This is a genomic window from Oxynema aestuarii AP17, from assembly GCF_012295525.1.
Taxonomy (GTDB): domain Bacteria; phylum Cyanobacteriota; class Cyanobacteriia; order Cyanobacteriales; family Laspinemataceae; genus Oxynema; species Oxynema aestuarii.
Map to the genome: position 1 here is coordinate 3,519,208 of NZ_CP051167.1, position 18,990 is coordinate 3,538,197.

At 51.4% G+C, this 18,990-nt stretch carries 14 protein-coding genes and 1 tRNA gene; 6 read left to right on the forward strand and 9 right to left on the reverse strand.

Features of this window, described 5'->3' with window-relative positions; genetic code table 11:
- Nucleotides 1-497 precede the first annotated feature (497 nt).
- The 5 genes from HCG48_RS14315 to HCG48_RS14335 form a co-directional block, all read right to left on the reverse strand.
- A complete protein-coding gene (locus HCG48_RS14315; RefSeq protein WP_168569767.1) occupies nucleotides 498-2,060 on the reverse strand; it encodes an ABC transporter permease family protein in 1,563 nt (520 codons plus the stop codon).
- A gap of 42 nt (nucleotides 2,061-2,102) precedes the next feature.
- A complete protein-coding gene (locus tag HCG48_RS14320) occupies nucleotides 2,103-3,476 on the reverse strand; it encodes a hypothetical protein (protein ID WP_168569768.1) in 1,374 nt (457 codons plus the stop codon).
- A gap of 42 nt (nucleotides 3,477-3,518) precedes the next feature.
- Nucleotides 3,519-4,937, reverse strand: coding sequence for a hypothetical protein (locus HCG48_RS14325; RefSeq protein ID WP_168569769.1), 1,419 nt, complete (start codon nucleotides 4,935-4,937; stop codon nucleotides 3,519-3,521).
- A 48-nt stretch (nucleotides 4,938-4,985) separates the two neighbouring features.
- Nucleotides 4,986-6,545, reverse strand: coding sequence for a hypothetical protein (locus HCG48_RS14330; protein WP_168569770.1), 1,560 nt, complete (start codon nucleotides 6,543-6,545; stop codon nucleotides 4,986-4,988).
- An 83-nt stretch (nucleotides 6,546-6,628) separates the two neighbouring features.
- Entirely contained in the window at nucleotides 6,629-7,579 is a 951-nt protein-coding gene (locus HCG48_RS14335) for an ABC transporter ATP-binding protein (protein WP_168569771.1), read from the reverse strand.
- A 307-nt stretch (nucleotides 7,580-7,886) separates the two neighbouring features.
- Between HCG48_RS14335 and HCG48_RS14340 the strand changes: the two genes are divergently transcribed.
- Entirely contained in the window at nucleotides 7,887-8,177 is a 291-nt protein-coding gene (locus HCG48_RS14340; protein WP_370583701.1) for a Mo-dependent nitrogenase C-terminal domain-containing protein, read from the forward strand.
- A gap of 262 nt (nucleotides 8,178-8,439) precedes the next feature.
- Here the strand turns inward: HCG48_RS14340 and HCG48_RS14345 are convergent, their stop codons facing one another.
- From HCG48_RS14345 to cofH, 3 genes are all read right to left on the reverse strand, one after another.
- Nucleotides 8,440-9,108: an SH3 domain-containing protein gene (locus HCG48_RS14345; RefSeq protein ID WP_168569772.1), complete on the reverse strand. Its 669-nt coding sequence runs from the start codon at nucleotides 9,106-9,108 to the stop codon at nucleotides 8,440-8,442.
- 253 nt (nucleotides 9,109-9,361) lie between these two features.
- Nucleotides 9,362-10,087 carry a hypothetical protein gene (locus HCG48_RS14350; RefSeq protein WP_168569773.1) on the reverse strand — a complete coding sequence of 242 codons (726 nt, stop codon included), beginning with the start codon at nucleotides 10,085-10,087 and terminating at the stop codon, nucleotides 9,362-9,364.
- 31 nt (nucleotides 10,088-10,118) lie between these two features.
- A complete protein-coding gene (gene cofH / locus HCG48_RS14355) occupies nucleotides 10,119-11,294 on the reverse strand; it encodes a 7,8-didemethyl-8-hydroxy-5-deazariboflavin synthase subunit CofH (RefSeq protein ID WP_246259562.1) in 1,176 nt (391 codons plus the stop codon).
- A 137-nt stretch (nucleotides 11,295-11,431) separates the two neighbouring features.
- On the opposite strand from cofH, the gene HCG48_RS14360 reads away from it, so the two are divergent.
- From HCG48_RS14360 to HCG48_RS14380, 5 genes are all read left to right on the forward strand, one after another.
- Nucleotides 11,432-12,568: an acyltransferase family protein gene (locus HCG48_RS14360; protein WP_168569774.1), complete on the forward strand. Its 1,137-nt coding sequence runs from the start codon at nucleotides 11,432-11,434 to the stop codon at nucleotides 12,566-12,568.
- Between the two features lie 526 nt (nucleotides 12,569-13,094).
- Nucleotides 13,095-13,958 carry a ferredoxin:protochlorophyllide reductase (ATP-dependent) iron-sulfur ATP-binding protein gene (bchL, locus tag HCG48_RS14365; protein WP_168569775.1) on the forward strand — a complete coding sequence of 288 codons (864 nt, stop codon included), beginning with the start codon at nucleotides 13,095-13,097 and terminating at the stop codon, nucleotides 13,956-13,958.
- Between the two features lie 136 nt (nucleotides 13,959-14,094).
- Nucleotides 14,095-15,501, forward strand: a complete 1,407-nt coding sequence (locus HCG48_RS14370) for a DUF5331 domain-containing protein (protein WP_168569776.1) — start codon at nucleotides 14,095-14,097, stop codon at nucleotides 15,499-15,501.
- Between the two features lie 54 nt (nucleotides 15,502-15,555).
- Nucleotides 15,556-16,956 carry a ferredoxin:protochlorophyllide reductase (ATP-dependent) subunit N gene (locus HCG48_RS14375; RefSeq protein WP_168569777.1) on the forward strand — a complete coding sequence of 467 codons (1,401 nt, stop codon included), beginning with the start codon at nucleotides 15,556-15,558 and terminating at the stop codon, nucleotides 16,954-16,956.
- 324 nt (nucleotides 16,957-17,280) lie between these two features.
- A tRNA-Met gene (locus HCG48_RS14380) sits at nucleotides 17,281-17,354 on the forward strand.
- A 118-nt stretch (nucleotides 17,355-17,472) separates the two neighbouring features.
- Here HCG48_RS14380 and HCG48_RS14385 read toward each other — a convergent pair.
- A complete protein-coding gene (locus HCG48_RS14385; protein WP_168569778.1) occupies nucleotides 17,473-18,870 on the reverse strand; it encodes a glycoside hydrolase 100 family protein in 1,398 nt (465 codons plus the stop codon).
- Between the last annotated feature and the right edge of the window lie 120 nt (nucleotides 18,871-18,990).

Consider the following 18,990-nt stretch of genomic DNA (forward strand, 5'->3'; position numbering starts at 1 on the left):
TCGACCGTGAGTAACATCCGAGGTCGGTTGATGGATACGGTATTTCCAAGAGAATGAAAGGTTACAGCACTCGGGCGTCTGATGAGGTACAGTGCCGATCCCCCCCCCCAACCCCCCTTTGAAAGGGGGGCGAAGGGGTGATTGCGGGGGGATCGAGGAAAGTCCCCCTTGTTAAGGGGGATTTAGGGGGATCTATAGTGTTTTTTAAGCCAGTGAGGTACATCAAACTCAACCCAATCCCGAAATCAAGAGATTCTGCCATACCTCAGCAGACTGAGAAATGCTGTATACCATTTTTCCAAACTCTCGATCTCTCTCATTATTTTGTAAAAACGGTATTAGATCGGTGGATTCAGACGAGAATATTTATAGCGACTGCTCGTTTTTGATAAATTTCAGGGTTTTAACCTACCCGTGCAATACGATAAAAGCGATCGCCTATCGAGGAATGCTCTACCTCAAGACGATCGCTTTTTTAACAAAATCGCGTGACAGATTTAACGGGGGGTGAGCAGAGTTTTGGTATTGGATTCCCCTGCAAGGCGCAATTGTTTGCGGAACTTCCAGGTCAATCCGGCGATGATGCTCAGATGTCCTAAAAACCCCAAAAATAGGGTCATTTGACTGGCTTTTTCTACACCGATAAAGGGGAGGATCGAGAATAAAAAGCCGAGGGGATAGCTAATATTTGCGGTGTCGAGAATCCCTAAAACGACGACGGGTAACACGAGCAGGGCGCCGACGGTTCCCATTGCCCAAAAAGCGCGTTTTTGGTGTTTCATCAGTAATAGCAGTTGGGCGACGATCGCGCAGATAACGAGGAAGCCGATCCCGAACAAACTCGACCAAAGCGCAATCATTTTTTCTTCTGCTACTGCTTCCGGCCATGACATCAGCCACGGGAGAAAGATCAGGCTGGCAATGGCTAAATTGATGACGATCGCGATCGGAGCCGGGCTTTTTTCTCCGTGGATTAATTCATCGAAAGAAGAACGGCGGAATTTAAAGTTAGACTGGCCTTTTTCGCGACGAACTCCTTTGTTTTCGTAGCGGTAGCGCGCCCAATCTTGGAGGGTTTGACGGTGAGGAGAGAGGGCGGCGATCGAGGCCAAACACCACGCCATATTCAAAAAGCCAATTAAATAGAAATGCTCGGGAAGGTGATAATGATATTTCCATTCCGGACTCAGTAACTGAACGGAGAAACCTAACAACAGCAATTCAAAACAGACCGTTAATAAATAACTCTGTTTCTTGCTAAAAATTGTAGCGCTGGGATTGTGGAAACGGCGGCGTAAAGCTTGCCATCCCCAAAAACTCCACAGGGCGCAATTGGCTAAGATGAAGCCTCGAAATAGGAAGAGATTCTCGGAAATCGATAAATTGTAGAAGTCATCGATATAGGCATAGCCGGGATTAATTAAATCGCGATCGCAGTGCAAGAGAATCCACATGAAGCCGAAAGACAAGCCGGAACCAATCCACCCTTGGCTGCCTCCCATTAACGCGAAGACGGCGGAGACGGTGAAGGTCAACAAAACAACCCCTGCTAACAGCAGGTAAAAACTGAGGATGGCGCCGATTCCCATTCCGGCAGAACTGGCGGCGTGAAAGTGAAAGGGAAGTGCGAGTAAAGCGCCGAGATAAATTAAAATCGGAACGCCGAGGAGTTTGCCGCTTAAAATACTCAGACTCGATTGGGGACTCAGACGCAAGAAATTCAACGTCCCGCGTCGTTCTTCTCGGGCCAAGTCGGAGATGGTCACGTAGGCGATACCGACGACGAGGGTCAGACCGACGGCCCAATAGAGGCTTTGTTCGAGATCGAACCACCATTTAAGCCAATCAATAGTACACAATTCTCCCTCGCCGATACAGTAGCGACTGTATTCGGTATCGGGAGTGGGTAATTGAGCGCTGAAAAATAACCAGGTCAGGAACTCGAAGCCGAGGACGACGATCGCCACGAGGGAGACATTGCGCGGTTTTAGGCGTCCTTTAAGTTCCCGAAACAGTTGGGGATTCCATTCGCCGAGGCGATCGATGACAGAGGGATTCATAAGGGTAAATCGTTTGAGGATGAACGGAAATGACGATCGCGCTCAGTCGCCTTGTTTGGGATTCAAGGAGGATGGAGCGATCGCCCGGGGTTTGACCCACTGGGTTAACTTGAAGATAACTGCTACAGTAAGGCTCGTTTGCAAGAGTTGACCGATCGCAACGGCGATCGTGGTGTTGAAACTAAGCATCTGAGCCGTGCTTGTTTCCCATAAGGGCAACTGTAACCACCCCTGAAACAGTAAGGTGGGGATTGAAAGGAGTGCGATCGTCGTCGCACACACGGTCAATGCTTTTAAAAACTTTTTAGAAAAACATGCGGTTATCCAATAAAACACCAGAGCGGATAAGACAAGATTGATGTTGGAGAGAAGGGCCAATAAAGATTGGAGTTTGAGGATCGCGGCGATCGGGTAGAGCGCAAACCACGGCAACCAGACGATCGCCACAATCGCTGATTGTTTCCGAACCAATTGCCACCAAGATAACCTTGACGAAGACCAGGAACTTACGGACAAGGTGGCTAAACCGAGAATCAGGCAAGCCGCCATAAAACCGACTTGCGCGATACTATCGGCGAACTCGGTTTGAGAAACATCGATCCCGTTGAGAGCGTGCCAGTTCCAACCGAGAAACCACAGTTGGAAGATGGTTTGAACGGCGATAACCTGGCCTTGACTCAAGTGCAGTTGCGGTCTGCTATTGCGAAAGCGGCGATCGAATACCCATCCCAACCCGCGAGCCAATAACCCGACATGAAGGGTGACGGTCAGGAACCCTAAATAAGGATTGCTACCGACGGGTAAGTTAAACCAAGTTTGTGGATAGCCCCCATAGGTTAACTCCGGCCAATCAAACGCCCTAAAAATGAAGAAGGCGTATAAAATACCGACAAATCCGGACAGGGTAAGGGTGCCTAGGGGATTCGTCGGAGTTTTGGCATTTAAGGGCATTAATAGCGCCATGGTATAAAGAAAGCCGCATCCGAGGGCGAAGATCCAGGCGATACTGAGCAACCAGATAAGCGGTATCCCGGCTTTGATCTGGGCGAGTAGTTGCAAGGGCACGGCCAGGGCGATTGCCCAATAGAGTAGAATCGGCACGCCGAGGAGTTTTCCCCAATAAAAACAACGGCTCGATTGGGGACTCAAGCGCAGGAAGTAGAGGGTGCCGCGACTTTCTTCTTTAGCAATATCTTGATGGATCAGGTAAGACCCTAAGATAAACAGGGCGATCGCTTCGAGCCAATAGAGACTTTGGACGAGGCTCAGCCAATCGTTAAATCGATAGAGGACGAGCTGCACGAAACCGGAAAGGACGCCGACTGCAATGAGATGGCGCCGTTGCAGGCGTCCTTTCAGTTCGCGCAGGAGTTGGGGATTGAGGTCGCCGAGGCGATCGATGACAGCGGGATTCATAAGGGTCAATCGTTTGAGGTTGAACTGAAATGACGATCGCGCTCAGTCACCTGGTTTGCGATTCAAGGAGGACGGAGCGATCTCATTGAATTGGACAAACTTTGGCAGTTGGCAACAGGCGACAAGGGTGAGGCTAAATTGCAGCAGTTGACCGACGAAGATGGCGATCGCGCCGTTAAAAGTCGGCAGATCCCATGTCGCCATATTCCATAAAGACAACTGGAAAACCGAGGAGAAAAACAGGGTCGGGATTGAGAGCAGCAAAGCGACGATCGCGATCGCCCCGAGTCCTCGTAACGGGGCTTTAGAGAGGAAAACACTAAGCCAATAGCACACCAGGACTGTCAACAAGACATTAACGTAAACAAAAATTCCCGCGAGGGCTTGAAGTTTAAGCGGGGGAGCAAGTGGATAGAGAACTAACCACGGCAACCAGACGATCCCCGCAATCCCCAGTTGAATCCATACCGACCGCCACCAGGGGGACCGCCACCAGGGGGACCGCCACCAGGGGGACTCCAGTCGCGGTTTGACTGAGTTGGCAGGGTGTCCGATAGAGACGTTCGAGAAAAATAAAATCGCGCAACAGGTGATAAAACCGAGTCCCATCAACGTATCGGCGAACTCGGATGGTGACAGGGTTGACGCTTTGAGGTCGGACCACCCCAACCCGAGAAGCCAAATTTGAAAGGCGGCTTGTACCCAGCAGGCGCGACGTTGAGTCCAGTGGAATTGCGGGGCGCTATTGCGAAAGCGGCGATCGAAGACCCAGCCCACACCGCGATTGAGTAATCCTAAATGAAGGCTTGTCGCCAACAAAGCCAAATAAGGGTTGTTTCCGACCGGTAATCCGAACCATTCCAGGGAGCTACCGAAATAGCGCAGCTCTAACCAATCAAACGCAGTCATAATAAGGGCTGCGTACAAAACGCCTAAAAATGCTGAAAGGGCGACGGTGCCAATTGCATTCGTCGGATTTTTGGCATTTAAAGGCATTAAAAGTGCCAGAGTATAGAAAAAGCCGCATCCTAGAGCCAACAGGAGGTCAATACTCAACCACCAAGTCAGAGGAATGCCCGCCACCAGCACCGAAACGGCTTGCAAGGGAAGCGCCAGGGCGATCGCCCAGTAGAGCAAAATCGGCACGCCGAGGAGTTTTCCCCAATAAAAACAACGGCTCGATTGAGGACTCATGCGAAGAAAAGTTAAGGTCCCGCGCTCTTCTTCGACCGCCATATCTTTATTGAGCAGGTAAGACCCCAAAATGAATAAAGATAGAGCTTCAATCCAACACAGGGTTTGGAAGAGGTCGAGCCAATCTAAGGAGCTGGAGAGGACGAGCTGCACGAAACCGGAAAGGACGCCGACTGCAATGAGATGGCGCCGTTGCAGACGTCCTTTCAGTTCGCGCAGGAGTTGGGGATTGAGGTCGCCGAGGCGATCGAGTAGGGTATCGTACATGAGCGGGTTTCCTCTGGGTTAGGGCGATCGCGTCCTACGGTGTGGCGCTTATTTCCCCGTTAATAAGGGTTTGGATTCGGAGACTCCGGCTCGATTGAGTTGACGGGAGAGGGTGAAGTGCAAGCTCAAGGCGATCGCCAGTTGGGCGACGAATCCGGAGACGATGCTCGCGATCGAGGCTTCTTGTAAAATCAGCCAATAACTGCCGAATACGGAAGCCATCCATAAGGTATGGGGTTGAGTGGCGACCGAACCGAACAGCAATCCCAACAAGGTCGGCGGTAACAAGATCGCCGTGGCGACGGTTCCTAGCGCCCAGTGACCTGCTTTAGAACTTTTAATCAGTAAGGCAATTTGGGCGATCGCGGCGTAAATCCAGATGAGAACGACGCTGGTTCCCAATCCGGCGATCGCCTGTAATTTGGCGGTGACTTCCACTCCGGACATCGAAACCGCTACGCTCCAAATCGCTGCAAATATAGCTAAATTAAGGGCGATCGCCACCAGCGCCGGACTTTTTTCGCCCCAGACTAACTCGTGCCATTTCGACACCGGGCGATCGCCCCCATCCAACGAACCGCCCGTGTCTTTGACGTAGCGCGCCCAATCGAATAGAGCTTGACGACCCGGAGAAATCCCGGCAATTACGGCTAAAAATAGCACTAAATTAATCGTCGAAACGACTGCCATAAATCCCAATAAATCGGGGATCCAATTCGCCCCCATTTCTGCGAGAGCAGGCCAAGTCAAGCCCAACAACCAGACTTGAAAACTCCCGACCAAACCATAGCTTTGTTTTTTACTTAATAAAGTGCCGTGGGGATTGCGAAAACGGCGATTGAGTGCCTGCCAAACCCAATAATTGGCGACGCCGACGGTCACGATCGCCCAGAGAAAAGCGAGTAAAGGCCGATGGCCGAGGTCGAAGCTAAACCACTGCCAGTCCAGTTGGCGGTAAGTCAGTTTACGAAAATCAAAAAACGACAAAATCGCGTTAATATAAAACGAGCCGAGCCACAACCCCAAAAAACTCGACGCGATCGCCAAATAAGGCGTTTGAGCTAACAACGTATTGAGCAAAGCACTGGTGTAAATTAAATAGCATCCCGCCCCCATTAACATGGTAAAGCCCCCTACCCAAGTTAACGGAACTCCGCCCCCGATCGCCGCCACAAAAAACAGGGGAAATGCCAATAACGTTCCGAAATAAATTAGACTGGGAACGCCCAAAAGTTTGCCATTTAAAATGGTTTGGGAAGAGCGCGGCGACAGGCGAATAAAATTGAGCGTTCCCCGGCTTTCTTCTTTCGTGAAATCGGCCACTAACTGGTAAACGCCAATACTGATTAAGGCGATCGGAAAGATCCAGGCGATCGCCTGCACGATCGTCGTCCATTCGATGCTCCAATATCCCTCGCGACAGCCGGAGGCGCCGACATCGAAACGGCTGACACACTCGTAGTCGCTATTCACGGCAACAATCAAAAATTGGAGGATTGCAGAAATGGCGATCGTGCTGTAGACATAGCGCCGATTCAGTCGTCCTTTTAATTCGCGAAACAGTTGGGGATTCCAATTTCCCAAACGATCTAATACATTAGCAAACATGGGTTAAGTCTCCAGATCCGTACCACAAAGCGACTCTATTTTCAATCTTGAATCAGTTAACGAGACCCGTTCCCAAACGGCGATCAAGAGGCTTGCTGGTGACCGAGTTTGAGGAAAATGGTTTCGAGATCTTCTTGCGTACAATGAAACTCCGCGAGTGGAATTCCTACAGCGACGAGCGATCGTAACAACTCGGCACTGTCTTCCGGAGTTCCCGAAAAATGAACCCGCAAGCTGTCGCCTTGTTTGTCAAGTTCCCAGCTTTCCACGTGAGAACAATTTTTCAATTCGCTTTCTAATGCCTCTAGCTTACCCAAACTGCGGATGATAATTTGCTGACGGCTCAAGCGTTTGTAAAGTTCTTTGAGCGAGGCACTTTCCACCAAATATCCCAATTCCATAATGCCGACGGAGGTACACAGTTCGGCCAAATCGCTCAAGACATGGGAAGAAATTAAAATCGTCATGCCTGCTTCGCGCAAGACTTTAATAATCTCGCGAAACTGCATCCGCGCGATCGGATCTAAACCGGAAACGGGTTCGTCGAGTAACAATAAAATCGGTTCGTGAATAATCGTGCGTGCCAAACTCAAACGCTGTTTCATCCCCCGGGACAGGGTAGAAATCAAACTGTTGCGTTTGTTCCCCAATTGCACCAATTCCAACACTTCATAAAGTCGTTGGCGGCGTCGCGGTTGGCGCAAGTAGTACAGGCGTGCAAAGTAATCGAGATAGTCCCAAACGGTTAAATCGTCATATAAAGGGAAGTCGTCGGGTAAGTAACCCAGATGGCGTTTGAGAGTGGGATTGTCACTGTCGCGGCGCAGGTGTTCGCCATTGATATAGATTTCACCTTTAGTCGGTTCTTCTGCGGTTGCCAACATCCGGATTAAGGTCGTTTTTCCGGCGCCGTTGGGTCCGATCAATCCGTAGACTTCGCCGCAAGCGACTTGTAAATCTACGTCGTTGACCGCGATTTGACGGTCGAATTGTTTCGTCAATCCGCGCGTATCGATGGCCAGTTCTGGTGTCATAGCTGTTGGGGGAATCGCTCGTGCATAGCGCATACTGACGTTAGCCTAGCCTTTGCATCGGGCGATCGTCACCGGGATGTGCCAGAAATGCAACCGGAAGGGACGCTTTTGAGCGACGACCCCCACCAGGCGCCTCGACCGGGGTTCCTTGGAAGGATCGGTTGGGGAAGGCGCCCCGCTCCCGAAATATATAAGTTTTAATAATCGATATTAAGTTTTTCTATTAGTAAAACCTTGATCTATACGGTCGTGCTTGTTAAATTGAGATTAAAGCAAACAAAAGTTCGTTGTAAGGAGACTAAAGATCGTGCAAACCATTCAACCGATGAACCAACAACCCGCTCTCTTCCAAAAAGCTCAAGAATTTCTCGACAATCTCAAAATCGATAATCCGAAATTGGCTCGTGTTTTATGTCAGTTGATTCCGGCGCAATGTCCGTTTGAGCGCGATATTACCCTCTTAGGTCGTCGTTTGTTGCACATTCCGCCCTTGTGTAAGCTCAATCCTTTTTACGAGCAGTTTGTCGGTTTGCGCTTCCGTTCGTTGTGTTATTTAGCCGATGAATGTGGCGAAGATATCTCGCAATTTTTGGTCTAATTTTACCGATATTGTGACGATCGGCAACGACGATCGCCTCAAAATAAATCGATTGGAAACGAGTGAAACATGTTTTTTCAAGCGACACAACTGGCGATCGAGGAATGAGTTCGTTAATGTCTCCGGTTTTCTCTGCGTGTATGGGCTTCAAACGGCGGTCAAACCTACGGCGATCGCCCGGACTAAAAACTCCTCTCACTCCAAAAAAAAGCCCGCCCGCACGAGTGGGGAGGCCAAGGTTTTTCTCAACGGATCGAACGGCCTAGGGAACGGGTTCGATAAAGAATGAATGAGCGCGAATAAAACAGTTTTTCCCCTGAACTTGAACCGCCATCCACGGTTGTCGTTGGGGGTCGATTTGAATCGGTTCGGAATAGGCCGAACTGGGAGAAATGGTCTGATTTTTATATAACTTACCCACCACGGAAAAATCGACGCCGGGAGCGCGACGACAGTTCAACCCCTCCGGATCGGGATCGATGACGCGCCAGAACTGGTGAAGGCGAGCGTTCCAATAATTCTCCTCGGGGTCGCTATTGGCGACATCGACTTCGGACACTCCGGCGATCGCCTGGACGTACTTGCGATGGGCGCGAACCCAGCACCGGGTGCCGTCGTTCAGTCTCACATTTAACCAAGGATTGCCATTTTGCAGGGCAATTTCCCGGGTATCGCGATCGCGCCCGACGGCTTCGACGCGCGTTCCCGCAGGCAATCGCGCTAAAATTCGATCTCCTCTCGGATGTCCGATCGGATGGGTGCGACAGTTCAATCCGGCAGGGTCGGGATCGACGACACGCCAAGTGCTGTGATATTCCCTTGCAGGCATGTAATTGCCGTTTGCATTGGGACTCGGGAGCGCCCAGATCGGACTAGCCAGACCAATCGACGCGATCGTGAGGGGGAGTGCTTGAAAAATTTGCTTGAGCATCTGATAGCGCTAACTCGACAATAGATCGGGGTCGATGGAAACAGACCCTTTCCCGTATTTGAGCCATCAATACGGGGATCTGACTTCTCTAGCTATGCTCCATTCGTTCGAGGGCGCGATCGCTCCGGATAAAGTTTCAGGGGAGGCAAAAGTTTAGAGTTTTTAGAGTTTAGAGTGAAGGAATGGGGAGTGGGGGAAGAAATGGTTTGGATCGGCGATCGATGGGCGCTGATGTTGCCCACCCCACAAGATTTTAGTAGGTCGCTTCAATTACTGCATTCGCGCCTTTGAGTAAATAAGTTTGTCCGGTGACACGATCGCGCAATTGGACTACCGTTTCCACCGACGAACCGACCTCCCAGGTCGGACCGCGACGGACGATCGCCTCGTTCAACTCTGGCGGATTGTTTCTCTCTTCTCCGGTCGGCTGAGTTTCCCAAACGCGATCGCCGTTGACCAACCAGACCCGATCGATCTCCACATTATCCGGGAGGCGATCGCCGTGTAAGGTCCGCAATGTTAAGGTTCCTTGCAACTTGGTATCTGCCATCGGCATGAAATCGCGCCAGAGAAAGACATCGAGCCTAATTTCTCTCCCCTCGATCGCGATCGTGTCCGGGGTCGAGAGCAATCTCGTTAACACCCCCCGTTCGGGGTCGAGGCGATCGGCGCCGCAATAATAAATCTCACTCAGTGCCGGACGGCTCCAGTGATTGGCGGGAACGTCAGTATAGGGCAACGGCAAACTCGCCGTTTGGCCGTCGCGACAGGCGGCGATAATTTCGCTCAAGCTCGGTTGTCGTAAGGGCTCGGCGTCTCCGACTCCGGCAGCCAATAAGGGGACGAGTCCGGTAAAGGCAATCGCGTGTTTCCATTTCCCATCCATCACCGTTGACTCCAATTTGCAAACTTCGATTTCGATTAAACCGTGCGAGGATCGGTTGTTGCGATCGCCCGTTGCCGCTTTTTCAAGCGTCATTGTCGCCGAGGGAGAACGATGCGCCCTTCGCCTAACAAACCACGGGTTCGGATAACCGCCGATAGAGGGTATCGCGTTGGGCAAACGGGCGACCGATCGCGGCGATCGCCCCTTGCAGGCGTTCCGGTTCCATGCAGGTGCCACCCCGGGCTCCGGCCATCGTGGTAATGTGTTCTTCCATTAACGTCCCACCGAGATCGTTACATCCCCAGTGGAGGGCTTCGGTCGCCCCGTCCAGTCCGAGTTTGACCCAACTGGGTTGGTGGTTGGCGATCGCCTCGCCGAGGAAAAGACGCGAAACCGCCGTCAGCAATAGAGTCGCGCTCAAACTCGGTTGCTCCCGTCCCACCCGCCGTCTGAGGCTGTTGGGAGCCTGGGCGCCGACAAACGGCAGTAAAATAAATTCGCTGATGCGGGCGGCAGACGAACGGGCAATCGCGCGCTGTTGCAACGATCGCAGGCGATCGAGATGGGCCATTTGCTCTGACGCCGTTTCGATATGACCGCACAACATCGTGCTGGTGGTTGGCATTCCCAACCGATGGGCCGTTTCGACGATTTCGAGCCACGTTTGACTGTCGAGTTTTTCCGGGCAAATCACCCGTCGCACGCGATCGTCTAGCACTTCCGCCGCCGTTCCCGGCATCGAATCGACCCCGGCTTCGCGCAAGACGGCGATCGCGCGATCGTAGGAAATATCGTCTTCTCGGGCAATAAATTCGATTTCTTGCGGCGAAAAGGCGTGCAGGTGCAATCTCGGCAACTCGGTTTTAATCGTGCGAACCAGTTCCACATAATAGGGCAAGGATTTGCCGTCGATTTTCGCTTGGGGATTTAACCCCCCTTGCATACAGATTTCTGTCGCCCCTCGCCGCGCCGCGTCCGTCGCTTTTTCTAAAATTTGCTCGAAATCGAGCCAAAAAGCACCCTCGCTATCCGCATCTCGCCGAAAGGCACAAAAGTTACAGTGTTGTTCGCAAATATTGGTGAAATTGATATTGCGATTGATAATATAAGTGACGGTCTCTCCCGCTTGTCGTTGGCGCAGGCGATCGGCACTGTGGCGAATCTGGGCGATCGCCTCCGGTTCGGTTTGTTGCAGTAAGATGACGCCGTCTTCTGGAGAGATCGGCTCTCCGTTCGAGGCGCGATCGAGGATAGTTTCTAACGGGCGGGTCATGGCGAAGGGCGGTATCGAAAAACTCATCTATTGTAGAAAAATTCAATCGGGATTTGGGATGTTTGGATTTTAGATTTTAGATTTTAGATTGACAGCAGGGAGAGAAGCACTCGCGTACTGTACGCTACGACCTTCTGACTCCCGAGTTCTTCTATTCTCCAACTATGCGCCTAACCTCTCTCGACGTTTTTCGCGGTCTCGCGATCGCCAGTATGATTCTCGTCAATAATCCCGGTAGTTGGCAGCACGTTTATCCCCCTTTGCGTCACGCCGAATGGCATGGCTTCACCCCGACCGATCTGGTTTTTCCTGCATTTATCTTTATCGCCGGGGTGGCGATCGCCTTTTCTTTTGCCAAGTTTGGCGATCGCGAGGCGATCGATCCGTCGGTCTACTGGAAAATTGCCCGTCGCGTCCCGATCCTGTTTGTCCTCGGTCTGCTCCCCAACATCTTTGTCATTGTCGTGCAAGCGCTACATCACGGCGAGGCGATCGATTTGAGTACCCTGCGAATTATGGGCGTTTTGCAGCGTATTGCCCTCGCTTACGGGATCGGCGCGATCGCCATTCTCCGCCTCAACCGTCGCCAACTGGTCATTTTTTGCGCGGCGATCCTCCTCGGCTATTGGGCGGCCCTCACCTGGATTCCCGTTCCCGGTTACGGCCCCGGAGATCTCTCCCCCAAGGGAGAAGGGACCCTCGTCGCCTATCTCGATCGCCTCTTGCTCACTCCTTCCCATCTCTTAGGGAAAGGGAATTTCGACCCGGAAGGGCTGTTGAGTACCTTACCCGCCACGATTACGCTGATTTTCGGTTATTTCACCGGGGATTGGTTGCGCCAGCAGCCAATGACGAGTCAAACCAGTCTGCAACTGGCGATCGCCGCTTTATGCGCCCTCGTGGTCGGTCGTTTGTGGGGCGTCTTCTTCCCCATTAACAAGCAGTTATGGACGAGTTCGTTTGTCCTCTACGCGGCGGGATGGTCGTTACTGCTACTCGCCTGTTGTTACGAACTTATCGAAGTGCGGCGCCGACGGCGGTGGGCGTTTCCCTTTGAAGTGATGGGCTTAAACTCGATTTTTCTATTTGTTGCCTCCGCATTCCTCGCCCGGATTTTGCTCCTCGCTCGCGTCGGTTCCGGCGAGGACGCCCCGAGTCTCTATACCTGGATGTACGAACATCTTTTCGTTCCTTGGGCCGGGGAGTTAAACGGATCGCTGGCGATCGCCATGACTATGGTTCTGTTTTGGTGGGTCGTCCTCTATTTGATGTACCGACGGCGGTGGTTTCTCAAAATTTGAGTGGCTCTCTCCGAGCGATCGCCTCGGTCAAAATACCTAGAAACCCCTCTAAATCGGGCGATCGGCCTTCAGTTTCTCGAAAATTGATCATTCTTAACAAAACTGTCGATCGACCCGGGCGATCGCGCCTTATTGCCGTGGGGTTCTCGACAATCCCCCTCAAACCCCGCTCCCTCGTCGCCTCCTCGGCCAAAACCAACGGCTCGGATCCTTCGGGGCGATCGTACTTTTTATATTGTAACTCTTTTTATAAAAAAAGCTAATAAAAATATTTTTTAAACCTAAAAATATATTTAAAAATGGATAAACGAGTGATTTATACCTTTATGATTCTATTAATTCTTTGCAAGAACTTCTAAAGCCCTCAAACAAAATCAGAAGCCCTTTACCTGAAACAAAAAATCGGACAATAATGCACTCAACGAGAAAAACAGCCCCCTTTCCCAGGAAGGGATTCAAGGCGATTCAAACTTGATTCGACAGCGATCGCAATTTTCAAAAGCAAGCATTAAGGAGAACCAGAGTAGTGAAACTCGCAGTTTACGGAAAAGGCGGCATCGGCAAATCCACCACCAGTTGCAATATTTCAGTGGCCCTGGCCAAACGCGGCAAAAAAGTCTTGCAAATTGGTTGCGACCCCAAACACGACAGCACCTTCACCCTCACCGGATATCTGATTCCTACGATCATCGACACCCTGCAAGAAAAAGACTTTCACTACGAAGACGTCTGGCCCGAAGACGTCATCTACAAAGGCTATGCCGGAGTCGATTGTGTCGAAGCCGGTGGACCCCCGGCGGGTGCGGGATGTGGCGGCTACGTCGTCGGCGAAACCGTAAAACTGCTCAAAGAACTCAACGCCTTTGACGAATACGACGTCATCCTCTTCGACGTTCTCGGCGACGTCGTCTGTGGCGGCTTTGCGGCGCCCCTCAACTACGCCGACTACTGCATGATTGTCACCGACAACGGCTTTGACGCCCTGTTCGCCGCCAATCGAATCGCCGCCTCCGTCCGCGAAAAAGCTCGGACTCATCCCTTACGTCTCGCCGGACTGATCGGCAATCGCACCTCGAAACGCGACCTGATCGATAAATACGTCGAAACCGTCCCGATGCCCGTGTTAGAGATTTTGCCCCTGATCGAAGACATCCGCATTTCCCGGGTCAAAGGCAAAACCTTATTCGAGATGGCGGACAGCGATCCCTCACTCAAACCCGTGTGCGACTACTACCTCAACATTGCCGATCAAATCCTGGCGCAACCCGAGGGCGTGGTTCCGAGCGAATCTCCCGATCGCGACCTGTTCAGCTTGTTGTCCGACTTCTATCTCAATCCCGCCAAAGCCCCCGCGCCCGTCGCTGAAGAAGAAGATCTGATGATGGTGTAATCGATTCACCTCAATTTAATTCCAGGATCGGAGGGTTGCTGAGAAAGCAGTTATGATGCAGGACAAGAGTGTGCGTCTTAAAACACTAAAAACGCTCGATCGTCATTGATTTCAGCAACCCTGGGAAATAGAGATTATGGCTTTTTTTGAAGACTTTACTGCCGCCCTCAAGCAAAAGTGGGTGCAGTATTTCCAAGACAACCGCGACTGGTTGATGCTGCACTTAAAATCGGCAGCAGTGAAGACCCCAGATGGGGGTCGGCGACCTCCTTCCTACTTCATCTTGGGAGTCATGAACGTCCTGGAACCCAAGCTAGCGCAGTTGATGTATCCTTTCTCGCAACTCAATCCCGAAGCGGACAAGCTGATTGAAGTATTGGGATTGAACTTCGACCCCGATCTCGCTAGCGGCAGAACCCCAGAACCACCGACCGAATCGGTCAGCCCTCCGCCGAGCATCGAGGCAGAAATGCCAGAGATTGCCGAGGACAGTTGGCCGACGGAGGATGAGGGAGAAGAAGGCGAAACCGATACGGCGGTTGCCGTTGCCACTGCGGTATTTGGTGACGTCGCCAGCGATGAAGAGTTCGAGGAAGAGGCGATCGAAGGGTTTGGCGAATCGGAAGTCGCCTCCTTTGAAGAGGAATCCACGGATCTCGAAGGTTTAGAGGAAGAGGACATCGACGAGATCGAAGAAGTTGTCGCGATCGGTGTTGAAGAAACTTCCGAACAAGAAGATGTCTTCGGCGATGTAGACCTCGAAGGTCTCGAAGAAAGTGAAACTTCCGAAGACGAAGGCTTTGGGGATATGGACCTCGGCGGTCTCGAAGAAAGTGAAACTTCCGAAGAAGAAGGCTTCGGGGATATGGACCTCGGCGGTCTCGAAGAAAGTGAAACTTCCGAAGAAGAAGGCTTCGGGGATATGGACCTCGGCGGTCTCGAAGAAAGCGAAACTTCTGAAGAAGAAGCCTTTGGGGATATGGACCTCGAAGGACTAGGCGAGTCCGAGTCTGAAGAAGAAGGCTTCGGGGATATGGACCTCGGCGGTCTCGAAGAAAGCGAAACTTCTGAAGAAGAAGGCTTCGGAGATATGGATCTCGAAGGACTAGGCGAGTCCGAGTCTGAAGAAGAAGGCTTCGGGGATATGGATCTCGGCGGTCTCGAAGAAAGCGAAACTTCTGAAGAAGAAGGCTTCGGAGATATGGATCTCGAAGGATTCGGCGAGTCCGAGTCTGAAGAAGCTGGATTTGATGAAAATCCGTTTGGAATGTCCGAGTCTGGCGACGACGATTTCGGCGATATGGACTTAGATGCATTAGGCGAATCGGACTCGGACGAGGATGATTTGAGTGATATCGATTTAGATGCGTTAGGTGGATCGGACTCGGACGAGGATGATTTGAGCGATATCGATTTAGATGCGTTAGGTGGATCGGACTCGGACGACGATGACTTTGCCGATGTGGATCTCGACGCGCTGGCCGATGAAATTGAGTCCGATGACGACGATCGCGATCTGTCGAATCAGTTGTCTGACTTGTAAGTTAACTGAGCCAATTTTTGGCTAGCCATTTGTACACGAGAGGAGAATTATTCCATGAGTGTGGCCCAATCTGAAGCGCTAACCTTTGAGTGCGAAACTGGCAATTATCACACGTTTTGTCCGATTAGCTGCGTGGCGTGGCTTTATCAGAAGATTGAAGATAGCTTTTTTTTGGTGATCGGAACCAAAACTTGCGGCTACTTCCTCCAAAATGCGATGGGAGTGATGATCTTCGCCGAACCGCGTTATGCCATGGCGGAACTGGAAGAAGGTGATATTTCCGCTCAACTCAACGATTATGAAGAGTTGAAACGCCTGTGCTTGCAGATCAAGCGCGATCGCAATCCCAGCGTCATCGTTTGGATCGGCACTTGCACGACTGAAATTATTAAAATGGACCTCGAAGGTCTAGCGCCGAAGCTGGAAAGCGAAATCGGAATTCCGATCGTGGTGGCCCGTGCAAATGGCTTGGACTATGCCTTTACTCAAGGCGAAGACACCGTACTCGCCGCGATGGTGCAACGGTGTCCGAGTAAGGTGGAGAAAGAAGAGGAGAAGCAAGAGCGCAACGCCATTCAAAAACTGCTCAGCTTCGGGCGCAAAAATGAAGAAGACTCACCGGAAACCGAAACCGAATATGGCAATCACCCGCCTTTGGTTCTGTTTGGTTCGCTCCCCGATCCGGTGGTCACCCAGTTGAGCTTAGAACTGAAGAAACAAGGGATTGCCGTTTCCGGTTGGTTGCCGTCCAAACGCTACACCGAACTCCCGGTGATTGAAGAAGGATATTATGCTTGCGGCGTCAATCCTTTCCTCAGCCGTACTGCGACGACTTTTATGCGCCGTCGCAAGTGCAAGTTAATCGGCGCGCCGTTCCCTATCGGACCCGATGGAACCCGGGCGTGGATTGAGAAAATCTGCTCGGTCTTCGGAATCGAACCGCAAGGGTTGGAGGAACGGGAAGCGCAGATTTGGGCGAATTTAGAGGATTACGTCCAATTGATTCGCGGTAAGTCGGTTTATTTTATGGGCGATAATTTGTTGGAAATTTCCCTCGCCCGTTTCTTGATTCGTTGCGGGATGACTTGTCCGGAAATCGGTATTCCTTATATGGACAAGCGCTACCAAGGTGCGGAACTCAAGTTATTAGAGGAAACGTGCCACCAAATGGGGGTTCCGGTGCCGAAGATTATCGAAAAACCGGATAACTACAACCAACTGCAACGGATTCAACAGATGCAACCGGATTTGGTGATTACGGGTATGGCCCACGCGAATCCGTTGGAGGCGCGCGGAATCAGTACGAAGTGGTCGGTAGAGTTTACTTTCGCTCAGATTCACGGCTTTACGAATGCCCGGGATATTCTGGAGTTGGTGACTCGTCCCCTGCGCCGCAACAACAATCTCAAGGATCTCGGCTGGGATCGGTTGGTGAAGGAAGAGGCGAAAGTGTAGCGATCGCGCTCCGAGGGAAGTAGAACGACAAGAGTTGTTGTTTGTTCTCGGTTCAACTCAGTTCAAAAAAAGAGGAGAGTGATGCGAACTCTCCTCTTTTTTGGATCGCCCGGTTTTGGATGGCTTATTTCGGAATACGGTTCGTCTGCGATCGGGTCGAAGCAATTTTTTCAGAAAATTTCTAAATTGCTCAAAAGCTTGTCATCCCTGGCTTTCAGCCCTTAAAGCCTGGCGGAAAATTTGCCAAAATCAGGAAATTTCCCAAAAAAAGCAAATTTAGGGGTTGTCAAATCAGAAAGGATTTGGTTATACTAGCTGAGGCGACGCGGGATAGAGCAGTCTGGTAGCTCGTCGGGCTCATAACCCGAAGGTCGGTGGTTCAAATCCGCCTCCCGCCACTCACTTGAAGAAACCCGGTAGCGATAATAAGCTGCCGGGTTTTTTCTATGGGCTGATTTTGGATTCAGTTCGCAGCTTGGGACGATCGCCGGAACGATCGCCCTAACCTGTCACCCGTTAGGTTTCGCCGTCGCCGTCTACTTCCGGGGCCGGATCGAAGGTAATCCAGTCTAAATAGTGGGGGTCTTCAATCAGCAGTTGGGACAGCAGAAAGCCGGAAATCGTCCAAGTTTGATATTTTCTGGCTTCTTTACCGATTAAGCGCCCATTTTTACCGTCGTAATATTCGGGCCACTCGTCTTTTTGCAGCCGATCGCCCGCGATCGCGATCGCTCGTTTCGCTAAGTCGGCGCGATCGGTTTTGATGGCGGCGGCGGTCAACATCCACAACAGTACGGGCCAATTGCCGCCATTATGATAGGACCAGGGGCGGTTTTTCGGGTCGCATCCGGTCAGTAACTCCCAGTCGCGGTCTTTTAACGCCGGAAAGCACATTTTCACGGGCATCTGACCGATTAAATCGCTCCAGCGTTGCTCGAAGGTCTCCATAATCCCCTGGGATTGGGCGATCGTGGTCATCGACGCCATCACTGCCATCAAGTTTCCGGCACTGAAAAAGCGACAGTCTAACAGGGACGGACCTAAGTTTCCCGCTAAATACCCGCCGCCTTCGGGTAACCAGCGACTGAGTTGGTCGTAAGGAATTGAATTGGAATAAATATTAAACTGATTGAGGGCTTCTTCGCCGTATTCTTCCCCTTTATAGCGATAGATAATATTTAATCGTTCTAAATCCAGCCAATAATGATGGCGCAAGTGATGGGCGAGGGGTTTTAAGCGATGTTTGACCGCTTGATTGGTATAGGAGTTTTGTTCGTTATCTAATAACAGTTCTCTGGCGGCTTGTAAGGCGGCGAAAAAGAGGGATTGAATCTCGACCGGATGCCCGTTAATGCCCATGCGGCGGTCAATGGCGCAGGCGCCATCGGGAACGAGTAAGGTGGGGTATAAATCGAACCGCGCGATCAAGCACAGTTCCATAATTAAGCGGATGCCCCGTTGAAAATCTGGCTGGTGGGCGAGGGATATTTCTCCGGTGGCTTTGACGTAGGCGCGCAAGAGGAACATCCACCACAAACAGGAGTCTACGGGGGTGACTCGACCGATCGCGTGGTCGCCAAAATCGGCTTTTAAGACTTGTTCTTCTTTGGCGTGGACGACTTTAAAACTGGCGGGCATTAAACCGCGACCGGGTTCTAAAAATTCGAGTTGTCTCTCTTTGATTTGCAGTTTTAAGGTTTGGATGAGGAAGTTTCGGACAATTTCAGTTTGTCCTTTGAGCAAAAAGACTAAGGCAGAGGAGACAAAATCGCGGATGAAGCACTGATCGTAGTTGAGTGCGGATACATGCGGATCGCAGGCGGCAACGGTTCCGACGGGGCGATCGTAATAATAAATAATCGAGTCTTGCAATCGTTCCCAAGCTTGTTCGAGGAGAGTGCTACTGTTGCCCATTGACCAGTGAAATAGTGAATTGCACTTTTAGCTTATAGTAGAGTGCTGGTTGCTTTGGCGATCGCCCGCTCAAAATCAGCGATCCCCTTCGCCGAGATGGCAAAGGGGAAGATCGGGCGA